Raw genomic sequence first — 20,637 nt, 5'->3', positions numbered from 1 at the left:
CGGGCTCAGGCGCGGTCCGGCGCATCCCGCCGGGCCGCGCCGCCCGGCATCCGCCCTGCGGGCTCGCCGCACCGACGAGCGGATGCGTCTCCGGCACGCCAAGGCACGGCGCCGGACGACGCGGAACCCGACGCGGGATTGACGACAGGCCGCTCTAGTCCCGACGTCCTTTCGGGTCGCCGGTGCCGGTGGCGGTGCCGGTGGCGGGACGCGGGCCGGTGTAGACGCCGACGGCCCGGTAGCGGAGACCGGGTTGTTGGTACTCCTCCAGGGCGTGGGCGAGCCAGCCGATCGATCGGGCGATTGCGAAGATCGCCTCGCCGGCGTCCGGTCGCATGTCCATCGTGTGCGTCAGGGCCGCGAGCGCCAGGTCGACGTTGGCGAACATGTCCTCGCGGGCTGCGGTCTCCCGGGTCAGGGCATCCACGGCCCGGATCACCCGGGCGACCCGATCGTCGTTCCGGGCCTGCTCGCGCAGCAGGTCGAGCACCAGGTCGGCGCGCGGATCGCGGTCCACGTAGAGCACGTGGCCCAGGCCGGGCAGGTGTTCGCCGGTGCGGAGGCGGTCGGCGATCGCGATGGTGGGGCTGCCCGCGGGGTCCAGCGCGTCGCGCAGGAAGCGGTGGGTCAGGCCGATCGCGGCGCCGTGATGGCGACCGTCCACCACACCCAGGCCGGCGGAGACCACGGCGTACACGTCCGCCCGCGCGCTCGCCGCCACCCGCGCGGCCAGCGTCGACACCGCCAGGTCGTGGTCCGCCATTAGCACCAGCGCGGCGTTGAGCAGGCGCAGGTGTTCCGGTGTGGCCGGTCGGGCGGTGAGTTTCGGCCACAGCCGCTCCGCCAGGGCACGGCCGGCCGGCGGCTGCGCGCCCGCACACGGCGGCAGGGCGTCGACCATCACCGCGAGCAGGGTCTCGCCGCCGCGTACGACCGCCTGTTCGGACAGGTCGTAGCGCAGCGGATCGGTCGTTCCGGTCGCGGCCACGATCATCCGGACGCGGTCGATCAGCCGGGCGGTGTCCGGCAGGAGGGCGACCGTGCGGCGGATCGACTCGGTTCGTTCGGCGGAAACCTCGAAGGGAGGCACGTCGGCGAGTTGGGCCCGCCACAGCCAGTGCGCCACCGATTCGAGGCGGTGTTCGGCCAGTTCGCTCACGTCCCGGCCGCGGTAGTACAGGCGGTCGCCGGCCAGGAGAGTCAGCTGGGTGTGGATGCGCTCGATCGAGCCGTTGGGGTCGCGCCGTCCTCCGGTGCGCTTCGCCAGCGCCTCGACCTCGGCGGTGGCGAACCGGCTGCCGCGTTGCCGGGACTCGCGCACGCTGGTCAACAAACCGCGGCTGACGTAGGCGTAGATCGTCTCGGGCTTGACCCCCAACCGCTGCGCGGCCTGGGCGGTGGTGAGGTAGTCGGCCGGGTAATCCTGCTCACTTCCGGCACCCGGAACCTTGCGCCGACAAGCCATTTCGTCCGAACCTCCGGCCTATGTTGACGTAGTCAACATTGACGATACTCGATGATGTGATCGACATTCTTGGTGGGCGGGCCGTGCGGCTCCGCCGAGGATGGGAGGCATGTCATGGTGGTCGCCGGCGACAAGCGGATCGACGTACCCAGGGGCCTGAAGGGGGTGGTGGTCACCACCACCGAACTGGGCGACGTGCGGGGCACCGAGGGCTTCTACCACTACCGGCAGTACTCGGCGATCGAACTGGCCGGCACCCGCACCTTCGAGGACGTGTGGTTCCTGTTCGTGCACGGCCGGTTGCCCACGGCCGGGGAGCGGGCGCCGTTCGCCGCGGAGATCGCGCGACTGCGGGTGTTGCCCGAGGAGTTGCGGCCGGTGCTGCGGTCCGTCGCCATGGCGGGTGAGCGGTTCGACCCGCTCGCCGGACTGCGTACCGCGCTGTCGCTGATCGGCGCCGCGCGCGACCTGCCGCCGCTGTGGGAGTCCGCGCCGCAGCGGCGCGCGGCGGACGCGTTGCTGGTCGGCGCGGTGACCCCGACCATCCTGGCGGCCCTGTACCGCATCCGCACCGGCGTAGAGCCGCTGGAACCGCGAGCCGACCTGTCCACGGCGGCCAACTGGCTCTACCTGGTGACCGGAAGGGAGCCCGGGCCCGCCCAGGTGGCCGCGATCGAGCGCTACCTGATCGCGACCATCGACCACGGCTTCAACGCCTCCACATTCACCGCGCGGGTGATCGCATCCTCGGGCGCGGACCTGGTCTCGGCGGTGGCCGGTGCGATCGGCGCGTTCTCCGGCCCGCTGCACGGTGGTGCGCCGGATCGGGCCCTGGAGGCGCTGGACGAGATCGGCTCGCCGGAGCGGATCGACTCCTGGGTACGGGCGCGGATTGCCGAGGGAGACCGGATCATGGGCTTCGGCCACGCGGTCTACCGCACCGAGGATCCGCGCGCGGTGATGCTGGCCGAGATCGCCGGCGAACTCGCCGAGCACGCCGACGCGCAAGGCGTGGAACTGGTGGAGTTCGCCGCCGCGGTGCACCGTCGGGTGACCGGAATCCTGGCCGAGTTGAAGCCGGGACGCGAGTTGCACGTCAACGTGGAGTTCTACGCCGGCGTGGTGATGCAGCTGTGCGGGATCCCGCGGAGCATGTTCACCCCGACCTTCACCGCTAGCCGGGTGATCGGGTGGTGCGCGAACATCCTGGAACAGGCCGAGGACACCAAGATCATCCGCCCGATCGCCCGCTACACCGGCCCGCAACCACCCCGGCCCGTACCGAGCGCCTGAGCCCGCCGGCCACCCGGGGGATCGAGGCCGGGGAGGCAATTGGTCCAGACCCATTGACAGTTCGCTCGCCTCCGCGGTCAAGTCGTCCGGCACACAGGCACCCCCGGCATCCTCGGGTGCGCCCGAACGGCCCACGCATCCACATGGCCACCGCGCTGCGCGCCATCCGGGCGCGGATCGGCGCGAGCATGATCATCACGATGGCCCCGCAGACCCTGGACATGCGGTCCACCCAGGCCGCGTACTTCCAACTCGCGCTGGGGATCGAGGACATCCTGACCATCGTGCACATGCAGTACTACGACTTTGGAAACATGTTCGGCTGTGACCTCTCGACGCCCAGGGCGGCGTCGACTTCCCGACCGCCCAGGCGTTCATGCGACTCCAGGGCGGGCTTCGCGCCGATCAGGTCGCGCTCGGCGTACCGGCCACCGGGCGTGCGGCCGGCAGTGGTTACGTCTCGCGCGGCGTGGTGAACAACGCGCCGGACTGCCTGGTCGCGGGTACCAACTGCGGGAGCTACCGACCCATCACCACCTGGCCCGGCGTCCGCGGCGCGATGACGTGGTCGGCCAACCGGGACGCGACCGCCGGCTACGCCCTGGTCGACACCATGGCGGCGCACCCGCGCACGATGCCCTGACGTCGGCGCGCCGGCGGTACCACGGCCGGTACGGCTACAGCGGACGAAGGTCCGCCCACAGCGCGACCGCACCGGTCACGAGCGGCGCCGCCGGCCCGACGGCGCCGCTCGCCCACCACACCCCCTGCCCAGCTCGCAGCGCCGACCCGGACCCGTCGCCGGCCGGCGCGGACAGGACGTACAACACACCGGCGTGGCCGGCGGGCGGGAGTACCGGCGCCTCGACCCGGCGCACCCGTGCGGCCCATCGCCCGCGCCGGGTCATGATATTGAGCACCCGGGTGTCACCGCCGAGCAGCGTGGCCCGCAGGTTCGCGTCGCCGGAGAAGGCGAACGGCTCGCCCGGCCGCTCCAGGCGGTGGTCGAGCCCCTCGTCGCCGACCAGACGTACGCCGTCGCCCGCCAGCAGGGTGATCGTGCGGTCGACGCCGGGGAAGGCGGAGAACGGGCCGTCGGCGGCGATCGTCGCGATGCTCGCGCGCCAGTCGAAGTCAGCGTCGGCCGCGTGGGTCGGCGACTGTGAACCGATCTCGCGGGTGTCGCCGCCGCCGTTGCGCCACGGGCCGACGGGGAGCGTCTCGACGTCGAACGGGTTCATCACGTGCCTGCCTACTTCGGGTCGGGGCCGCTCCGGCACGGGCCATGATGCCGGCGTACCGGACCCGACCGCGCCGCGCGAGCCGCGGGCGGCTACCGCCGCAGTCGATCTTGCTTGCGTCTTGTTGTGTGCCGTGGAACATAATGAGCTCGGGCAGGACGCGCGACGACGAGGAGCAGCCGACGGACCCCCGACCGGGCCCGACATCGGTCGGGACGAGGTGATGCGCGGCGGGTCGTATCTGTGCCACGGCTCGTGCCGCAACCGCTACCGGGTGGCCGCGCGCACGGCCGACACGCCGGACGGCTCCAGCGGCGACGCCGGCTTCCGCTCTGCTCGGGACGTGGCTCCCAGCGCGTGATGTAGTAGATTCACCAGTACACATGAGCCTCCTGTACATATGAATCCCGTCCGACCCGGGCGGCACGCTCTCCTGCCCGGGCCGGACGCCGGACCGCGACCGGCACCGGTCAGCCGCGCTTGGCCACGGTGAGCAGCACAGCCGCGTCCTCCAGCGCCTCCACGCTGTGCCGCGCCTTCGGGCCGACCAGGAAATCGCCGGACCGGCCCTCCCACGATGTCTCGCCGCTCACGAGCAGGATTCGCCCGCGCAGCACCAGCAACGTCGCCTCGCCGGGATTCTCGTGCTCGGCCAGCACGGTGCCCGCGATCAGCACGATCAGGGTCTGCCGCAAGACGTGCTCGTGGCCGCCGTACACCGTGTGGGCACTGCGTCCCGTCGACGAGGCTGCGGCCAGCTTGAGCAGTTCGCGGACCTGGGCATCCAAGGAGAGCTTTTCCATGCTCACAGTGTGCACACGGTCGATCACCAAATCCCCCAACGACCCAACCCGATCGGGCCCCGCGCGACTGTGGCACCAGTCTGCGCGCCCACCCGACACAATCCCCGCGAACGGGCGGGAGAGCGGAGCGAGCATGCGGGTCGCGATATTGATGGGGCTCCAAGCGTCGGGCAAGTCGACCTTCCACCGGACCGTTTTGGCCGCGACGCACGTGCACGTGAGCAAGGACGACTTCCCCCGGGCGCGGAACCGACAGCGTCGCCGGCAGCGGCTGATCGAGGAGGCGTTGGCGGCCGGTCGCAACGTGGCCGTCGACAACACCAATCCCGCGCCGGAGGATCGCCGGCCGATCGTCGAGCTCGCTCGGGTGTGGGGCGCGCGGGTGGTCGGCTACTGGTTTCCGCCGGACCCGGCCGGATCCTTGGCGCGCAATGCCGAGCGGGTGGGGAAAACCCGGGTGCCCGAGGTCGGGGTTCGTGCCACGCTGAGGCGGCTGCGGGCGCCGGGGGCGGACGAGGGGTTCGACGCCCTGTACGTCGGCAGGATGGCCAGCCACAAAATGGCCGGCGGGTCCATGACGGTGCCTTTCCGGAGGATTGCATCCAGTTTTCGCGATATGTAGGGATGGTGTCGACCCGGGGCTCGCGGCGAGTGCACGATGGGGGAAATATGCGGTAAATATTTGGGTTTGAGTGGGTTGTCCATGGGTGTGCCGGCTATCAATCAGGGGACCGCGATTCCTCGGAAAGAGGGTGGTGGACGTGTCCTCGTCGACAGCGTCACCGATTGAGCAGCATCCGGACATAGTCGCACTCCGAGCTCGCTCGGAACGGGCCGCGAGCGGCCCGGTGGCACAGGCGGCGGAAGCCCTGGGCATGCTGTGCGGCGTCTACCTGGCGGCATCCCCGTGGATCGTGGGGTTCAACGGCTTCACGACTTTGACGACGGTCAACCTGATCACCGGCGTGGCGCTCGCGCTTTTGATGGGCGGCTTCGGTTCCGCCTACGAGCGCACGCATGCGATGAGTTGGGCCGCGTTTTGCATCGGAGTCTGGACGATCGTGGCCCCCTGGGCCGTGAATGGGGCCGTCGACACCACCCGCACCATCACGAGCAACGTGATCGTGGGCGGCGTGGCATGCCTGATGGCACTCGTCCTCGCGTTGCGAGGCGTCGTCGGGCTTCGCCGGTTGTAGTGATCCGCGTCGGTGATCCGAAGCGGTGCATGAATCGGTGATGCGATCAGAGATACGAATCCGAGTGATCCCAACCCAAGACCGGGCCGCCGGTCGGTTCCGCCGGCGAACGGTTCGCCTCGGTGGATAACGCCGGGCGTACCCCGCCTCTCGGCCCCGCTCGGGTTCCCGGGTTGGAGGTGGATGTGGTGGACGGACCTTCGCTTTCGGGCCGGGAACGTCGGGCCCTCGCGCGGCTGGAGAAGTCGCTCCTACAGGACGAACAGTTCGTCGCATTGTTGCGCGTGTTCGAGGACCCGATTCCGGCCTCGGCTCCGCGCCGCCGTCGTGTGCGTGTCCGAGCACCCGATTGCACGGCGATATCGAAGTGGTCGGCCCTGATGTTGTCGGGCGCCGCGATGGGCCTGCTGGTCGCCTCGGTGCTGACCGGCTCCGCGGCGGTCGAACTGGCCGCGATCTCCGTGACCGTGCTCACGCTGCTCGTGGTGGGCGTGTTCGGATACCTGCGGTGGCTGCGCCCGGACGCCCGGGGCGCGGCGCATGTGCCGCGCCGGGCTGATCCCACACACGTGCAGGGACGGACGCGCACGGGCCACGATCGAGGCAGCGACCCGGAGGACCCGGGCTCGGATGCGGGCCTGGCACGGTGATCGACGAATGTCGATCGACCCGCGCAGCGGCGCGTCGGCCCGTGCGCCCGGCTATTCGAGCACGCGGGTCGGTCGGCCCGCGCGGAAGGCGGCGATGTCCTCGACCGCGTCTCGGTAGAACGTCTCGTACAACTCGCGCGTGACATAGCCGACGTGCGGCGTGAGCACCACGTTGTCCAAGCCGCGCAGTGGGTGGTCGGTGGGCAACGGCTCGATGTCGAACACGTCCAGCGCCGCCGCGGCGATCGACTTCACGCGCAGCGCACCCAGCAGCGCGGCCTCGTCCACGATCGGGCCGCGCGAGGTGTTCACCAGGATCGCGGTCTGCTTCATCAGCGCCAGTTCGGCCGTGCCGACCAGGCCGCGGGTGCGGGCGCTGAGCACGGTGTGGATGGAGAGCACGTCGGCGCGGGCGAACAACTCCTCCCGGGGCACCGCACTCACGCCGTGCCCGGCCGCCCGCTCGGCGGTGAGGTTCTTGCTCCAGGCCACGCACTCCATGCCGAACGCCTGCCCGATCCGGGCCACCTCCGTGCCGAGCCGACCCAGGCCCAGCAGGCCGAGCACCTTGCCGCGCAATCCGATGCCGAGCCCGACCTGCCAGCCTCCCGCGCGCATCGAGTGCAACTCGGCCGGCAGGTTCCGGGCGGCGGCCAGGATCAGCGCCCAGGTCAGTTCGGAGGTCGGATAGGCGACGTATCCGGTCCCGCACACCACGATGCCCAGCTCGCGCGCGGCGGCGACGTCGATGGCCGCGTTCACCGGTCCGGTGGTGACCAGGAGCCGCAGGCCGGCCAACCCGGCCAGCACCTCGGCCGGGAACCGGGTGCGCTCGCGCATCGCGACGATCGCCTCGAAGCCCGCCAGCGCCTGCACCACCTCGGCGGCGTCCGCGAACGGCTCGGTGAACACCCGGACGTCCGCGCCCAGCGAATCCCAGTCGGCCAGACCCCGGGCCACGTCCTGATAGTCGTCGAGGATGGCGATCTTCATGGTGCTCCCGAGGGGATCGAGCGAGCGGATCGAGGGTCGGCGACGGCCGGGACGTCGAGGCTATCGGGGCAGCCGGCCGATGCCGCCGACCGACAGGTGCCCCTCGGGGGTGAGCGGCTCGGTCACCGGCTCGTCCGGACGCCACAGCGGCAGCAGGACCACACCGGGTTCGAGCAATTCCAGGCCCTCGAAGTAGCTTTCGATCTCCTCCAGGGCGCGGAAGCGTCCGCTGCCCAGCCGGGTCAGGAAGATCTTCTCCAGGGCCCGCCCCTCCGGCGTGGAGTCGCAGAAGTGGGTGATGAAGATGTAGCTGCCCGGCGGCAGCGCGTCACGGTAGGCGCGGACCACGCCGGCCGGGTCCTCGTGGTCGGCGAGGTGGTGCAGGACCCCGACCAGGAGCAGGCCCACGGGCCGCGTCAGGTCCACCAGCTCGCGCAGCTCCGGGCGGGCGAGCACGTCCGCGGGATCGCGCAGGTCGGCGGTGACCACCCGGGTGCGGTGGTTCTCGGCGAGCAGCGCGCGACCGTGGGCGAGCACGATCGGGTCGTTGTCCACGTACACGACCGCGGCGTTCGGGTTCACCTCCTGGGCGACCTCGTGCGTGTTCTGCACGGTCGGCAGCCCGGATCCCAGGTCCACGAACTGGTCGATGCCCGCGGACGCCATGTAGCGCACGCCGCGAGCCAGGATGTGCCGGTTGGCCCACGCGCCCTCGTTGGTCAGATCCTGGAGCGCCTCGTCGGCTATCGCGCGGTCGACCGCGAAGTTGTTCTTGCCGCCCAGGATGGCGTCGTAGACCCGGGCGATGCTGGGCACCGTGACGTCGATGCCGGTCGGCGCCCACTCCTGCGGCGACTCGCCCGCCGGCAGCGTGGAAAAGCCCCACTCGTCCTGCTCGCGCTCGACCACGGCTGCTCCCCCTCGGTGGCTCGTGGAGTCACCCTCTGTGACATCCGCCTGTGCCGACCCTATCCGAGCCTTCCGGAAAGTCCGGCAACTTCCCTTCCCTTCCCGCGAGTTCGGACCCCGATCGGGGTGCGTGAAGGGAGTATTCGGCGGATTGGTCCAGACCTCATCGCCGGATTGGTTCAGACCTCGTGGCCGCACTGTCGGGCGGGAGCCATCGCGCCTGCTCACGGGAATCACCAACTGTTGCCGAGTCCCTTGGCAGAAGTTGCCGATTCCGTGGCATGGCGCGGCGAAGTTGAATCGCTGACAGCAGCCGGGCGACCCGCCCTCCGCGAACGCGATTTCCCTGCCCCCTCCGATTGGAGCGCGCTGATGACGCCTGCCGCAACGGCGGGACCCCGCCGACGGATCCGGATCGGTATCGACACCGGCGGAACCTTCACCGACGTGGTCGCCCTGGACGAGGAGTCCGGCGAACTCGTCACCACCAAGACGCCGTCCACGCCTGCCGACCCGGCCGACGGCTTCATGAACGGCATCGACAAGGTACTGGGCCTGCTCGGCTGCACCGGAGCCGATGTCACCGCCGTCGCGCACGGCACCACGGTGGCCACCAACCAGCTCCTCGAAGACAAGATCGACCGCCTCGGGTTCATCACCACCGAGGGCTACGAGTACATCCTGGAGATCGCCCGGCAGGCGGTCCCGGACGGCTACGGCAACTCCTACTTCTGGGTCAAGCCCGACCGGATCGTGCCCGTCGACCTGGTGCACACCGTCGGCGGCCGGTTCGACTACAAGGGCAACGAGGTCCGCCCGTTCGACGAGGAAGGCGCTCGTACCGCCGCCCGTCGACTGCGCGAGCAGGGCATCGCGACCATCGGCGTGTGCCTGCTGCACTCCTACGCCAACCCCGCGCACGAGCTGCGGATGCGCGAGATCCTGCGCGAGGAGCACCCGGACGCGGTCGTCTCGATCAGCTCCGAGGTGCTGCGCGAATACCGCGAGTACGAGCGTTCGATGACCACGCTCGTGGACGCGGCGGTCAAGCCGCGTGTGGCCCGCTATGTCAGCGGCATCCGCCGGCGCCTGGACGAGTTCACCACCGCGGCCGGCGGCAGCGACGCCGCGCGCCGCGTGCCGTTCGCGATCATGAAGTCCAACGGCGGCGTGCTCTCCGCCGAGGAGGTCGTGCACCAGCCGATCACCACGGTCCTGTCCGGTCCGGCCGCCGGCGCCCTCGGCGCCGCGCTGATCGCCCAGAAGGCCGGCTTCGACAAGGTACTGACCTGCGACGGCGGCGGCACCTCGACCGACGTGTCGGTGGTCCTGGGCGGCGAGCCGACGCTGACCACCGAGGGCTCGATCGGCCGCTACCCGTCCAAGATCCCGATGATCGACGTGGTCACCGTGGGCGCCGGCGGCGGCTCGATCGCCTGGATCTCACCCGAGGGCACGCTCAAGGTCGGCCCCCGCTCGGCCGGCGCCGACCCGGGCCCGCTGTGCTACGGCAAGGGCGGCACCGAGCCGACCATCACCGACGCACACGTCCTGCTCGGCCGGATTCCCCCGCACCTGCTCGGTGGTGAGATCCCGCTCGACGTGGACGCCGCCCGCGAGGGTCTGACCAAGTTCGCCGCCGAACTGGGCATCGGCGTCGAACAGTGCGCCACCGGCATCCTGGAGATCTCCGCCTGGAACCAGGCCAACGCGCTGCGGCAGATCACCGTCAAGCGCGGCCTGGACGTCCGCGACTTCACCATGGCCACCTTCGGCGGCTCCGGCTCCCTGCTGCTGTGCCGCCTCATCGACATCCTCGGCCTCGCCGGCGTCATCGTGCCGCGCGACCCCGGCAACGTCTCGGCGTTCGGCCTGCTCACCGTCGACGTGCGCTGCGACTACGTGCAGACCGCCGTCGGAGGCCACCCGGATCTCGACCACCCCAAGGTGGCGGGCATCTACGCCGAACTGGCGGGCAAGGCGGGCGAGGCCCTCGACAAGGAGGGCTTCGCGGCCGAGGACCACCGCTACGTGCGCACCGCCGACCTGCGCTACTTCGGCCAGGCCTTCGAGGTGCGCGTCCCGGTGCCGGACGGCCCGTTCGACGCCGCGCTCGCCGACACCGTCGCCGAGGCATTCCACGCCGCGCACGAGCAGCTGTACGGCTACAACTTCCGCGGCGATGCGAGCCAGCCCGTGGAGTGGGTGAACCTGCGCGTCACCGGCGTCGGCCCGATCCGCCGCCCCGAACTGCGCGAACTGCCCGGGCGCGACGGCGACGTCGAGCGGGCCCGGACCGGCACCCGCCCGGTGTGCTTCCTCGACCGCGACGGCTACGTGGACACCGCCGTGTACGCCCGCGCCGAACTGGCCCCGGGCGACCTGGTCCGCGGCCCGGCCATCATCGAGGAGTTCGGCTCCACCATCCCGATCCACCCGGGCTTCGACGCCCGCGTGGACGCCTACGGCAACGTCGTCGTCACCCGCGACACCGCCGACACCTCCTCGAAGGGAGCCTGAGCATGAGCGCCACCGCCACCACCCCGCAGGACGCGCTGCACGGTGTGGACCCCGTGCTCCTGGAGATCGTCGAGGGCACCCTCGCCTCGGTCGAGATGGAGGTCGAGACCGCGATCGGTCGCACCTCGCGCTCGCCGATGATCCGCGACGCGCACGACTTCCGGGCCGGCATCCACGACCGCAAGTTGCGTAAGCTGACCGGCCGTTCCTACTCGGCGCTGGTCCACCCCGTGGCCCGGGACTTCCCGCTGGAGACGATGCGTCCGGGCGACGTGTTCTTCCACAACGACGTCTACGAGTCCGAGGGCGGCATCGGCCACCTGCCCGACCTGTGCGTCACCGTACCCGTCTTCGCCGACGGGCAGGTGGTCGCGTTCGTCCAGGCGTTCGGTCACCACGACGACATCGGCGGCTGCTGCCCCGGGTCGATGCCCTCGGGCGCGACCAGCGTGTACGAAGAGGGCCTGATGGTCCCGCCGATCAAGCTGTGGGACCAGGGCGTGCCGAACCAGGCCGCGCTGCGCATCATGACCCGCAACTCGCGGATGCCCGACTCGCTCGCCGCCGACCTGGACGCCGAGTGCTCTGCCTGTTTGATGGGCTCGCGTCGACTCGGCGAACTCTTCGAGCGCTACGGCCGCGAGACCGTCGAGGCGTGCTTCGACGCGATCCTGGACAAGACCACCGAGACCTACCGGCGCGAGATCCTCTCCAAGATCCCGGACGGCGAGTACGTGTGGGAGGACTACGCCGAACACGACGGCGTGGACGAGCCGATGCTGCACACGCAGCGGATCACCCTGACCAAGACGCCCGAGAAGATCGTCATCGACTTCACCGGCACGTCCAAGCAGGCCAAGGGCCCGATCAACCACTGCGGCGACTACGCGGACGGCAATTTCCTCAAGAAGTGGCTCGCGCCGATTCTGCGCAACCTCGCGGACACCCCCGAGCGGATGGCCGAACTCGACGTCAACGAGGGTGTGGTGCCGCTGATCGAGATGAAGTTCCCGGAGAAGGGCACGCTGCTCACGCCGATCTTCCCGGCCCCCACCAACGCCCGCACGTTCGTCATCCTGCGCCTGCTCGGCGTGCTCGCCGGCGTGCTGGCCAAGGCCGTCGACGGCAAGATGCCCGCCGATCAGGAGACGATCCGCTACACCGGCGTGTACGGACACGACGCGGACGGCCGCTCGTACCTGATGCGCGAGGTGCTCGGCGGCGGTTCCGGCGGGCGCTACTACGCGGACGGCGAGGACACCATCCACGTGGTGCCCGACTCGCGCAACCTGCCCACCGAATTCACCGAATCCCGCTTCCCGTTCCTGGTCGAGCGGCTCGGACTGGCCACCGACTCCGGCGGCCCCGGACAGTTCCGCGGCGGCCTGGGCTACGAGAAGCACATCCGGATGCTGCTCGACGCGTCCTTCATGTCCATCGCCGACCGCTCGATCCTGTCCTGCTGGGGCGTCAAGGGCGGCAAGGCCGGACGCTCCTTCCAGGTGGTGATCGACCCGGGCGGCCCCAACGAGCGTGAGATGGACGGCCTGGTCGACGACGAACCGGTCAAGGCCGGCGAGGTGATCCGGATCCGCACCACCGGCGGTGGCGGCTGGGGCGACCCGCTGGACCGCAAGACCGAATCGGTACTGCGCGACGTGCAGTGGGGCAAGGTCTCGCGCGCCGCCGCGGCCGACGACTACGGCGTCGTGCTCACCGGCGAAGGCGACGGCCTGGCCGTGGATGAGGCGGCAACCACCGCGCTGCGCGCCTCGGTTCGCGCATCCCGGCCCGAGGTCGAGCCGTTCTTCGACCGCGGCCCGGGCTACGCGCTGCTGTCCGGCGGCGACGCCTACCCGGCGGTGGACCTGCTGTAGACCGACCCGGCGCGGTTGGCGCGAGTGGTGGGCCGAGTCCCCACCTCACGCGCCCGTCGACCCTGCGTCACCGGAGCCCGGCCCCGACCGTTTCGATGGTCGGGGCCGGGCTCTTGTCGTTGCCGGCCGTACGCGTCACCGCCGTACGAAGTCCACGTCCTCCGGCGGCCGGCCCGGCCAGGTCAGCCGGGTGGGCGCGGTCGGGGTCTCGGCGACCACGCGGCCCCGGGAGTACCTGGTCGAGGACCAACTCGGCCCGTTGCTCGCCTCGGACGCCGCGCGCGGCACAGGCCTGGTGGACACGCTGGAGGCTTACCTGCGTTGCGGTTGCTCCAAGACCGAAACCGCCGGCGTGTTGTTCCTGCGCCGCCAGTCGGTACACCAACGCCTGGCCCTGATCGAGTCCCTCCTGCGCGTCAGTCCCGACGCCCCCGACCGCCAGGGCCCCCTACGCGTGGCCCTGACCGCCCGCGCCCTCCTGGCCACAAGAGGCCCGCACCCGACATAGAACACCTGGGCCCCGGCCTGGGTGTGGCCGTGATCAGCCGGCCGGCTGCCTATAGGAGGTCTTTCATGAATTCGGTGGGCCAGGCAGCGGAGAAGGGTTTCGGCAGCCAGACCGGTTCGCCGACCCGGAAGACGGTGGGTTCGGGGTAGACGCCGTTGGTCGCGTCCCGGAAGAGCAGTACCTCGGCCCTGCGGCGGTCGACGACCAGGTAGAGCGGGATGCCGCCGGCCGCGTATTGGCGCGGCTTGGCGGCCGGATCCTCACGGTCCAAGTCCTCACGCCGGGTGGAGGTCGACGTCACCTCGACCAGCATCAGGATCCCGGTGGTGTTCATGGCCCTGCCGCCTCTGACCAGGACGCGGCGGGAAGGGTCGAACACGATCAGGTCCGGGGTGCGCTCGGACACGCCGAGTTCCACCGAGGTGTTCTCACGCAACGCCCGCGCACCGGCGTCGTGTCGAGGCAGAGACGTGAGAAAGCTGCGCAAGTCGTCCAGGATATCGCCGTGCGGCGCGTCCGGAGCCGTCATCATCACGAGGCCGTGGGGCGTCGACTCGAACGTCACCGGCTCGGACAACGCGGCGAGCTCCGGCACCTCGCGTACGTGGTCGAGAATGCGGCCGGCGACGAAGGCAATGTAGTCGGGGTCGTGGATGTCGGGAGCGTTTCCGGATTCGACGGGATCCATGTCCACAGTCTAGTGATCCGGGTCCGGGATTCTCCGGTTGTGCGAGTTCGCCAGGCGGTCGCGCGGGCGGGCTTGTGTTCCGGCTGTCGAGGCCCTGCCTTCGGCAGGATGTGCCCGATTCGGAGTGGGCGGGTTGGCGAGGGCGGACAGTGATGGGAGTGGGATTGCTGCCTAGCGTGGGTGCATGATCGTGATCACTGGGGCTGCGGGGAAGACCGGGCGGGCGCTCACCTGGGAGCTGGCGGAGCGTGGGGCGCGGGTGCGGGCGTTCGTGCGCCGACCCGAGCAGGTCGCCGTGGCGCTCGCGGCGGGGGCCGTCGAGGCCGTCGTGGGGGACGTGGGCGAGCCGGCGGACCTGGACGAGGCGCTGCGCGGGTGCGCGGCGGTCTATCACATCGCGCCGAACGTGCACCCGGACGAGCCGGCCATCGGCCGTGCGGTGATCGCGGCGGCGCGGCGGGCCGGGGTCGGGCGCTTCGTGTTCCACTCGGTGCTGCGTCCGCAGTTGCGGGCGATGCCGCACCACGAGGCGAAGGCGCGGGTCGAGGAGGCCTTGTTCGAGTCGGGCCTCGCGGTGACCGTGTTGCAGCCGGGGCCGTACCAGCAGAACACCCTCGACGCGCGCGACGCGATCGTGCGGATCGGCGACTTCGCCGTGCCGTACCGGGTGGACGCGCCGTTCGCCGCCGTCGATCTGCGCGATGTCGCACAGGCGGCGGCCGTGGTGTTGTGCGAGGAGGGCCACGAGGACGCCGTGTACGAGTTGGCCGGCCCGGAGGCGTTGACCCCTCGGCAGATCGCCGGGCATCTGGCCGAGGTGTTGGTCCGGCCGGTGACCGCGCGCCGGATCGATCCGCGCGACTGGTGCGAGGAGGCCCGCGCCGGCGGGCTGTCCGGCTATGCGCTGGACACCCTTACCGCGATGTTCGCGTTCTACGACCGGCACGGCCTGACCGGCAACCCGCGCACCCTGGCCGCGCTGCTCGATCGTGCGCCGACCCGCTTCGTGGACTTCGCCCGCCGGGCGTTCGGGCCCGACGACACGCACTACGAGCCGGGCTTCCAACACCAAGTATTGCCAAGTGAGCACGATTCCTTGGGCAGTAACTGACGGCGAGCAGGACCCCGAAGCCGCCTAGCTTGGACGCATTCGGCGCCGGACGGCGCACCGCACCACGCACCACGCCCGGCCACACGCACGCGCACACACGCACTGCCACCACGCGTCACGCACCACACCCGCACACCGCACGGATGCACGGATGGACGGACGCGCAACGCCGCATACCTGCAGAAAGGGGTGTTTCGACGTGAGCGGACCGCTCTGCGACCTCGTCGTGCTCGACCTCTCCCGCGCCCTCGCCGGCCCGCACGCCGCGATGATGCTCGGCGACATGGGCGCCCGTGTCATCAAGGTGGAGAACCCGGACGGCGGGGACGACACCCGTGGCTGGGGTCCGCCGTTCGTCGGGGCCGAGGACGCGCGTGAGTCGACCTACTTCCTGTCCTGCAACCGCAACAAGGAGTCGATCGTCCTCGACCTGAAGACCGAGGAGGGCCGACAGACGCTGGCCCGACTGATCCGGCACAGCGACGTGCTCGTGGAGAACTTCCGCACCGGCGTGCTCGATCGACTCGGCTTCCCGATGGAGGAGCTGACCCGGCTCAACCCGCGTCTGGTGGTGCTGTCCATCACCGGCTTCGGGCACGACGGTCCGCAGGGCGGCCGGCCCGGCTACGACCAGATCGCCCAGGGCGAGGCCGGCCTGATGAGCCTGACCGGCCCCGGCCCCGACGACCCCACCCGGATCGGCGTGCCGATCGGCGACCTGTTGGCCGGGATGTACGGCGCCTACGGTGTGGTCGCCGCGCTGCACGAGCGCGAACGCACCGGTCTGGGCCGGGTCGTGCGCACCTCGCTGCTCGCCGCGATCGTCGGCGTACACGCCTTCCAGGGCACCAACTACACCGTTGCCGGCCAGGTCGGGCACGCGCAGGGCAACCTGCACCCCTCGCTCCAGCCGTACGGCTCCTACCGCTGCGAGGACGCGATCATCCAGGTCGCGGTGGGCAGCGAGAAGTTGTGGGCCAAGTTCGCGCCGATGGTCGGCCTGGCCGTGAACGACGCGCGCTTCGCGGTCAACGCCGACCGCGTGGTCAATCGGGCCGAACTCGCGGACGCGATCAACGCCGCGTTCGCCGAGCGCGCCGTGGACGAGTTGTTGCCGGAACTGGCCGCCGCCGGCATACCGGCCGGCGAGGTGCGCACGATCGACCGGGTGTACGAGTGGGACCAGACCAAGTCGCAGGGTCTGCTGCTCGACGTCATGCACAGCACGCTCGGTCCGATCACCCTGCCCGGCCCGCCGATTCGCCTCGACGGCGTGGCCGGCGGCTCGGCGGACGGCGGTCGGCGCCGGCACGAGGCTCCGCCGACGCTGGGCCAGCACACGGACAGCGTGCAGGCGTGGCTCGATGCCGAGGACGCCCGCGCCCTGCACGCCGCGCGGCGCGCGTGAACACCGCGCCCGGCCCGGCGCCCGCGTCCGCGCCGGTACCGACCCGCCGCACCCGCGTCGGTGCGCACGAGCTGATCCGCCTGGTTCTGGACTCCGGCACCTGGACGAGCTGGGACAGCGCGCCGCACCGCCCCGAGCGGCTGGACCCGGGGTACGTCGACGAACTGCGGGCCGCCGCCGCCAAGAGCGGCGTGGACGAGTCGGTGGTCACCGGAGAGGGCCGAATCCAGGGCCGCCGAGTCGCCGTGGTGGCCTGCGAGTTCGACTTCCTGGCCGGCTCGATCGGGGTGGCCGCGTCCTCGCGCCTGGTCGCCGCGATCGAACGCGCCACCGCCGAACGGCTGCCGCTGGTCGCATCGCCGACCTCCGGCGGCACCCGGATGCAGGAGGGCACGGTCGCCTTCCTCCAGATGGTACGGATCAGCGCCGCCGTCGCCGCGCACAAGAGCGCCGGCCTGCCGTACCTCGTCTACCTGCGGGGCCCTACCACCGGTGGTGTGCTCGCCTCGTGGGGCTCGCTCGGCCATGTCACCGCCGCCGAACCCGGCGCGTTGATCGGCTTCCTGGGCCCGCGCGTGTACGAGGCTCTGCACGGGCAACCCTTTCCCGAGGGTGTCCAGGTCGCGGAGAACCTGTACGCGCACGGCCTGGTGGACGCCGTCGTCGAGCCCGATCGGCTCGGCGAAGTGGCCGCACGTGTCCTGGACATCGTCACGGCACCGCGTGAACACCTGCCCGACGTCGCGCCATTGCCGGTCGAGGAGCTGGCCGACGTGCCGGCGTGGACCTCGGTCGAACTCTCCCGTCGTCCCGAACGCCCGGGAGCCCGCGCCCTGTTGCGGCACGCGGCGAGCGCGGTGGTGCCGCTGCACGGCACCGGCCAGGGCGAGAGCGATCCGGGTCTGCTGCTCGCGCTGGCCCGGTTCGGCGGCGCGCCGTGCGTGGTGCTGGCCCAGGACCGGGCCCGGCAGGCCGGTCACGGCCCGTTCGGCCCGGCCGGGCTACGGGTGGCCCGGCGCGGTATGCGGCTGGCCGCCGAACTCGACCTGCCGCTGGTCAGCGTCGTGGACACCGGCGGCGCGGCGCTCAGCCGGGAGGCCGAGGAGGGCGGGCTGGCCGGCGAGATAGCCCGCTGTCTGGCCGAGTTGGTCACCCTGCCCACCCCGACGTTGTGCCTGTTGCTCGGGCAGGGCGCGGGCGGCGGCGCACTCGCGCTGTTGCCCGCCGACCGGGTGTTGTGCGCTCAGCACGGCTGGTTGTCGCCGCTGCCGCCCGAGGGCGCGTCGGCGCTGCGCTACCGGACGCCGTCCCGGGGCGCGGAGATCGCCGCCGCGCAGGGCATCAGGTCGCTGGACCTGCTGCGCGACGGAGTGGTGGACCGGATCGTGGCCGAGCGGCCCGATGCGGCCGACGAGCCGATCGCGTTCCTGGCCCGGCTGGCCCAGGTGTTGGAGTACGAGTTGGTCGGGCTGTTGCGCCGACCCACGGCCGAGCGGCGTGCGGCCCGGTTGGAGCGGTACGCCCGGCTCGGCTGCTGAGGTCGAGCGGGCGGCGCCGATCGGCGTCCGACGGGCGTACGGTCGGCGTCGACCGGACGGCGTCCGAGGCGGCCGGCGGCGACCCGTACTGCTCGGCAAGTTCTGCCAGATCGATCGGCTTTTGTGGTCAACTGACTCCCAAGCCATCGACCTGGTCACCCGCCTAGAGTCCCAAGTCCCGGACGGACGGGACTCCCGCGTACGACAGGAACAGGAGAGTTCGACACATGCCAACTCCCCGCACCGGGAGAGTACTCATCGCCCTCGGCGGAAACGCCATGACGGGACCCGATGGCAGCGCCACCCCCGACGCCCAGCGGGCCGCCGTCGCGGTGGCGATGGAAGCGGTGGCCGACCTGATCGCCTCCGGCGTCGAGGTGGTGCTCACCCACGGCAACGGACCGCAGGTGGGCAACCTGCTGGTCAAGAACGAACTCACCGCGCACGTCGTCCCTCCGGTGACTCTGGACTGGTGCGGCGCGCAGACGCAGGGCACCCTCGGCTTCACCATCGTCTCCGCCCTGGAGGCCGCGCTGCGGCGCCGTGGGCTCGCGGCGCCGGTGGCGGCCGTGGTCACCCGCACGCTCGTGGACGCCGCCGACCCGGCGTTCGAGCACCCCACCAAGCCGGTCGGCCGGCATCTGCCGCAGGCCGAGGCGGAGCGTTTCGTCGCGCTCGGCCAGCACTGGGAGGACCGGGGCGCGAAGGGCTGGCGGCGGGTCGTACCGTCGCCGGATCCGCTGGAAGTGGTCGATGCGCCGGCCATCCGGACGCTGGTCGCGGCGGGCTTCACCACGATCGCGGCCGGTGGTGGCGGCATCCCGGTGGTGCGTGACGCGGACGGCGCCGAGCGCGGCGTGGAGGCGGTCCTGGACAAGGACCTCACCGCGGCCCTGCTCGCCGCCTCGGTGGACGCGGACGTACTGGTGATCGCCACCGACGTGCCCAACGCGATGCTCGACTACGGCACCGCGAACGAGCGGGTGATCGGTCGGGTCACCCCCGAAGAGCTGCGCGAGCATGCCGCGACCGGCCAGTTCGCCGGTGGCAGCATGGGACCCAAGGTCGAGGCGGCGGTGCGCTTCGTCGAGAAGGGCGGCCGGCGCTCGGTGATCACGTCGCTGGATCGGATCACCGCCGCGGTGGCGGGCGAGTCCGGGACGGTCGTGGAGTCCGGCGCGTAACGGCCCGCGACACACGGCAGGGCGGTCTCGACCGACCGCAGAGGCTGCACGGAATTTTCAACGAACTCCAATGAACGAGGTGGAACGAGTGCCCAGGCCGATCGAGGTTCACAAGGTCGCCATCGAGAGCGTCACCGACGCGTCCGGATTGGCCAAGCTCATCGACGACGGCGTGTTCGCCGCGGACGACGTGCTCGCCGTCATCGGCAAGACCGAGGGCAATGGCGGGGTCAACGACTACACCCGCATCCTGGCGGACCGCGCCTTCCGCGAGGTGCTGGTCGCCAAGGGCAAGCGCTCGGTCGAGGAGGCGCAGCAGGTTCCGCTGGTGTGGTCCGGCGGTACCGACGGCGTGATCTCCCCGCACGCGACGGTCTTCGCGTACGCGCCGGAGAACCGGTACGAGCCCACCGACGAGCCGCGCGTGTCGGTCGGCGTCGCGATGAGCGAGCAGATCCTGCCCGAGGACATCGGTCGGGTGCCGATGGTGGAGAAGGTCGCAGCCGGCGTACGCGAGGCGATGGCCGTCGCGGGCATCACCGACCCGGCCGACGTGCACTACGTGCAGACCAAGACGCCGCTGCTGGTGCTGGACACCATCAACGACGCCAAGTCGCGCGGGTTCGACGTGTGGACCGAGGACACCCTCAAGTCGATGGACGTGTCCAACTCCACCACCGCGCTGGGCATCGCGGTGGCGCTGGGCGAGATCGAGCTGCCGACCGCCGAGCAGATCCACCGGGACCTGTCGCTGTACTCGTCGGTGGCGTCGTGCTCCTCCGGCGTCGAACTGGACTGCGCGCAGATCGTCGTGGTCGGCAACGTGCGTGGCGTGGGCGGTCCGTTCCGGGTCGGCCACGACGTGATGAAGGACGCGCTGGACGCGGACGGCATCTGGTCGGCGATCCGCTCGGCCGGGATCGACCTGCCGGAGCGCCCGCACACCTCCGACCTGGGCGACCGCCTGGTCAACGTGTTCCTCAAGTGCGAGGCGGACCCGAGCGGCAGCGTGCGCGGACGACGCAACATCATGCTCGACGACTCGGACGTGCACTGGCACCGCCAGATCAAGGCCACCGTCGGCGGCGTGACCGCGGCCGTCACCGGCGACCCGGCCGTCTTCGTCTCGGTCGCGGCCGTCCACCAGGGCCCCTCCGGTGGCGGCCCGGTCGCGGCCATCGTGCGGATGGACTGACGCACCTTTGCCGAACCCACACGGCAGCGGCCACCGCCCCTCGTCCCGGGGCGGTGGC

21 protein-coding genes are annotated in these 20,637 nt (G+C 71.2%); 15 read left to right on the top strand and 6 right to left on the bottom strand.

The window, feature by feature from the left end; all coding sequences use genetic code 11:
* Positions 1-154: 154 nt before the first annotated feature.
* Positions 155-1,465: a citrate synthase gene (locus ABZS54_RS34490; protein WP_355545302.1), complete on the bottom strand. Its 1,311-nt coding sequence runs from the start codon at positions 1,463-1,465 to the stop codon at positions 155-157.
* 114 nt (positions 1,466-1,579) lie between these two features.
* Here ABZS54_RS34490 and ABZS54_RS34485 point away from each other — a divergent pair, with 114 nt between their 5' ends.
* From ABZS54_RS34485 to ABZS54_RS34475, 3 genes are all read left to right on the top strand, one after another.
* Complete coding sequence (locus ABZS54_RS34485; protein ID WP_355545300.1) at positions 1,580-2,758, top strand: citrate/2-methylcitrate synthase; 1,179 nt, start codon at positions 1,580-1,582, stop codon at positions 2,756-2,758.
* A 116-nt stretch (positions 2,759-2,874) separates the two neighbouring features.
* Complete coding sequence (locus tag ABZS54_RS34480) at positions 2,875-3,234, top strand: hypothetical protein (protein WP_355545297.1); 360 nt, start codon at positions 2,875-2,877, stop codon at positions 3,232-3,234.
* Complete coding sequence (locus ABZS54_RS34475; RefSeq protein ID WP_355545294.1) at positions 3,231-3,401, top strand: hypothetical protein; 171 nt, start codon at positions 3,231-3,233, stop codon at positions 3,399-3,401. Before ABZS54_RS34480 ends, ABZS54_RS34475 begins: the two co-directional genes overlap by 4 nt.
* Before the next feature lie 34 nt (positions 3,402-3,435).
* Here the strand turns inward: ABZS54_RS34475 and ABZS54_RS34470 are convergent, their stop codons facing one another.
* Positions 3,436-3,999 (bottom strand): HutD family protein, encoded by a 564-nt coding sequence (locus tag ABZS54_RS34470; RefSeq protein ID WP_355545291.1) that lies wholly within the window; start codon positions 3,997-3,999, stop codon positions 3,436-3,438.
* A 133-nt stretch (positions 4,000-4,132) separates the two neighbouring features.
* On the opposite strand from ABZS54_RS34470, the gene ABZS54_RS34465 reads away from it, so the two are divergent.
* Positions 4,133-4,360, top strand: a complete 228-nt coding sequence (locus tag ABZS54_RS34465; RefSeq protein WP_355545288.1) for an SUMF1/EgtB/PvdO family nonheme iron enzyme — start codon at positions 4,133-4,135, stop codon at positions 4,358-4,360.
* 109 nt (positions 4,361-4,469) lie between these two features.
* On the opposite strand, the gene ABZS54_RS34460 is transcribed toward ABZS54_RS34465, so the two are convergent.
* On the bottom strand, positions 4,470-4,802 hold the full coding sequence (locus tag ABZS54_RS34460) for a cupin domain-containing protein (protein ID WP_355545285.1): 333 nt from the start codon (positions 4,800-4,802) through the stop codon (positions 4,470-4,472).
* A gap of 133 nt (positions 4,803-4,935) precedes the next feature.
* Between ABZS54_RS34460 and ABZS54_RS34455 the strand changes: the two genes are divergently transcribed.
* From ABZS54_RS34455 to ABZS54_RS34445, 3 genes are all read left to right on the top strand, one after another.
* The gene (locus tag ABZS54_RS34455; protein ID WP_355545282.1) at positions 4,936-5,424 is read left to right on the top strand and encodes an ATP-binding protein; all 489 of its coding nucleotides are present in this window, start codon (positions 4,936-4,938) and stop codon (positions 5,422-5,424) included.
* A gap of 226 nt (positions 5,425-5,650) precedes the next feature.
* A complete protein-coding gene (locus tag ABZS54_RS34450; RefSeq protein ID WP_355545279.1) occupies positions 5,651-5,998 on the top strand; it encodes an SPW repeat protein in 348 nt (115 codons plus the stop codon).
* Positions 5,999-6,186: 188 nt separating this feature from the next.
* Positions 6,187-6,648, top strand: a complete 462-nt coding sequence (locus ABZS54_RS34445) for a hypothetical protein (protein ID WP_355545276.1) — start codon at positions 6,187-6,189, stop codon at positions 6,646-6,648.
* A gap of 51 nt (positions 6,649-6,699) precedes the next feature.
* Here the strand turns inward: ABZS54_RS34445 and ABZS54_RS34440 are convergent, their stop codons facing one another.
* Positions 6,700-7,641 carry a D-2-hydroxyacid dehydrogenase family protein gene (locus tag ABZS54_RS34440; protein ID WP_355545273.1) on the bottom strand — a complete coding sequence of 314 codons (942 nt, stop codon included), beginning with the start codon at positions 7,639-7,641 and terminating at the stop codon, positions 6,700-6,702.
* A gap of 60 nt (positions 7,642-7,701) precedes the next feature.
* The gene (locus ABZS54_RS34435) at positions 7,702-8,550 is read right to left on the bottom strand and encodes an SAM-dependent methyltransferase (RefSeq protein ID WP_355545270.1); all 849 of its coding nucleotides are present in this window, start codon (positions 8,548-8,550) and stop codon (positions 7,702-7,704) included.
* A gap of 372 nt (positions 8,551-8,922) precedes the next feature.
* On the opposite strand from ABZS54_RS34435, the gene ABZS54_RS34430 reads away from it, so the two are divergent.
* From ABZS54_RS34430 to ABZS54_RS34420, 3 genes are all read left to right on the top strand, one after another.
* Positions 8,923-11,070, top strand: coding sequence for a hydantoinase/oxoprolinase family protein (locus ABZS54_RS34430; RefSeq protein WP_355545267.1), 2,148 nt, complete (start codon positions 8,923-8,925; stop codon positions 11,068-11,070).
* Between the two features lie 2 nt (positions 11,071-11,072).
* The gene (locus tag ABZS54_RS34425; protein WP_355545264.1) at positions 11,073-12,947 is read left to right on the top strand and encodes a hydantoinase B/oxoprolinase family protein; all 1,875 of its coding nucleotides are present in this window, start codon (positions 11,073-11,075) and stop codon (positions 12,945-12,947) included.
* Positions 12,948-13,137: 190 nt separating this feature from the next.
* The gene (locus tag ABZS54_RS34420) at positions 13,138-13,455 is read left to right on the top strand and encodes a helix-turn-helix domain-containing protein (RefSeq protein WP_355545261.1); all 318 of its coding nucleotides are present in this window, start codon (positions 13,138-13,140) and stop codon (positions 13,453-13,455) included.
* 49 nt (positions 13,456-13,504) lie between these two features.
* Here ABZS54_RS34420 and ABZS54_RS34415 read toward each other — a convergent pair whose 3' ends face one another.
* Positions 13,505-14,143, bottom strand: coding sequence for a Uma2 family endonuclease (locus ABZS54_RS34415; protein ID WP_355545258.1), 639 nt, complete (start codon positions 14,141-14,143; stop codon positions 13,505-13,507).
* A 184-nt stretch (positions 14,144-14,327) separates the two neighbouring features.
* Between ABZS54_RS34415 and ABZS54_RS34410 the strand changes: the two genes are divergently transcribed.
* From ABZS54_RS34410 to ABZS54_RS34390, 5 genes are all read left to right on the top strand, one after another.
* Positions 14,328-15,254 (top strand): NmrA family NAD(P)-binding protein, encoded by a 927-nt coding sequence (locus ABZS54_RS34410; protein WP_355545255.1) that lies wholly within the window; start codon positions 14,328-14,330, stop codon positions 15,252-15,254.
* A gap of 199 nt (positions 15,255-15,453) precedes the next feature.
* Complete coding sequence (locus tag ABZS54_RS34405) at positions 15,454-16,662, top strand: CoA transferase (RefSeq protein ID WP_355545252.1); 1,209 nt, start codon at positions 15,454-15,456, stop codon at positions 16,660-16,662.
* A complete protein-coding gene (locus ABZS54_RS34400) occupies positions 16,659-18,200 on the top strand; it encodes a carboxyl transferase domain-containing protein (protein WP_355545249.1) in 1,542 nt (513 codons plus the stop codon). The genes ABZS54_RS34405 and ABZS54_RS34400 overlap by 4 nt, the downstream gene beginning before the upstream one ends.
* A 227-nt stretch (positions 18,201-18,427) precedes the next feature.
* A complete protein-coding gene (gene arcC / locus ABZS54_RS34395) occupies positions 18,428-19,384 on the top strand; it encodes a carbamate kinase (RefSeq protein ID WP_355545246.1) in 957 nt (318 codons plus the stop codon).
* 70 nt (positions 19,385-19,454) lie between these two features.
* Complete coding sequence (locus ABZS54_RS34390) at positions 19,455-20,579, top strand: ring-opening amidohydrolase (protein WP_355545243.1); 1,125 nt, start codon at positions 19,455-19,457, stop codon at positions 20,577-20,579.
* Positions 20,580-20,637: the final 58 nt, after the last annotated feature.

Origin of the sequence: Embleya sp. NPDC005575, from assembly GCF_040605455.1 — a bacterium.
Classification (GTDB): domain Bacteria; phylum Actinomycetota; class Actinomycetes; order Streptomycetales; family Streptomycetaceae; genus Embleya.
The sequence above is the reverse complement of the archived record's forward strand: the minus strand, read 5'-3'. Positions and strand labels throughout refer to the sequence as shown.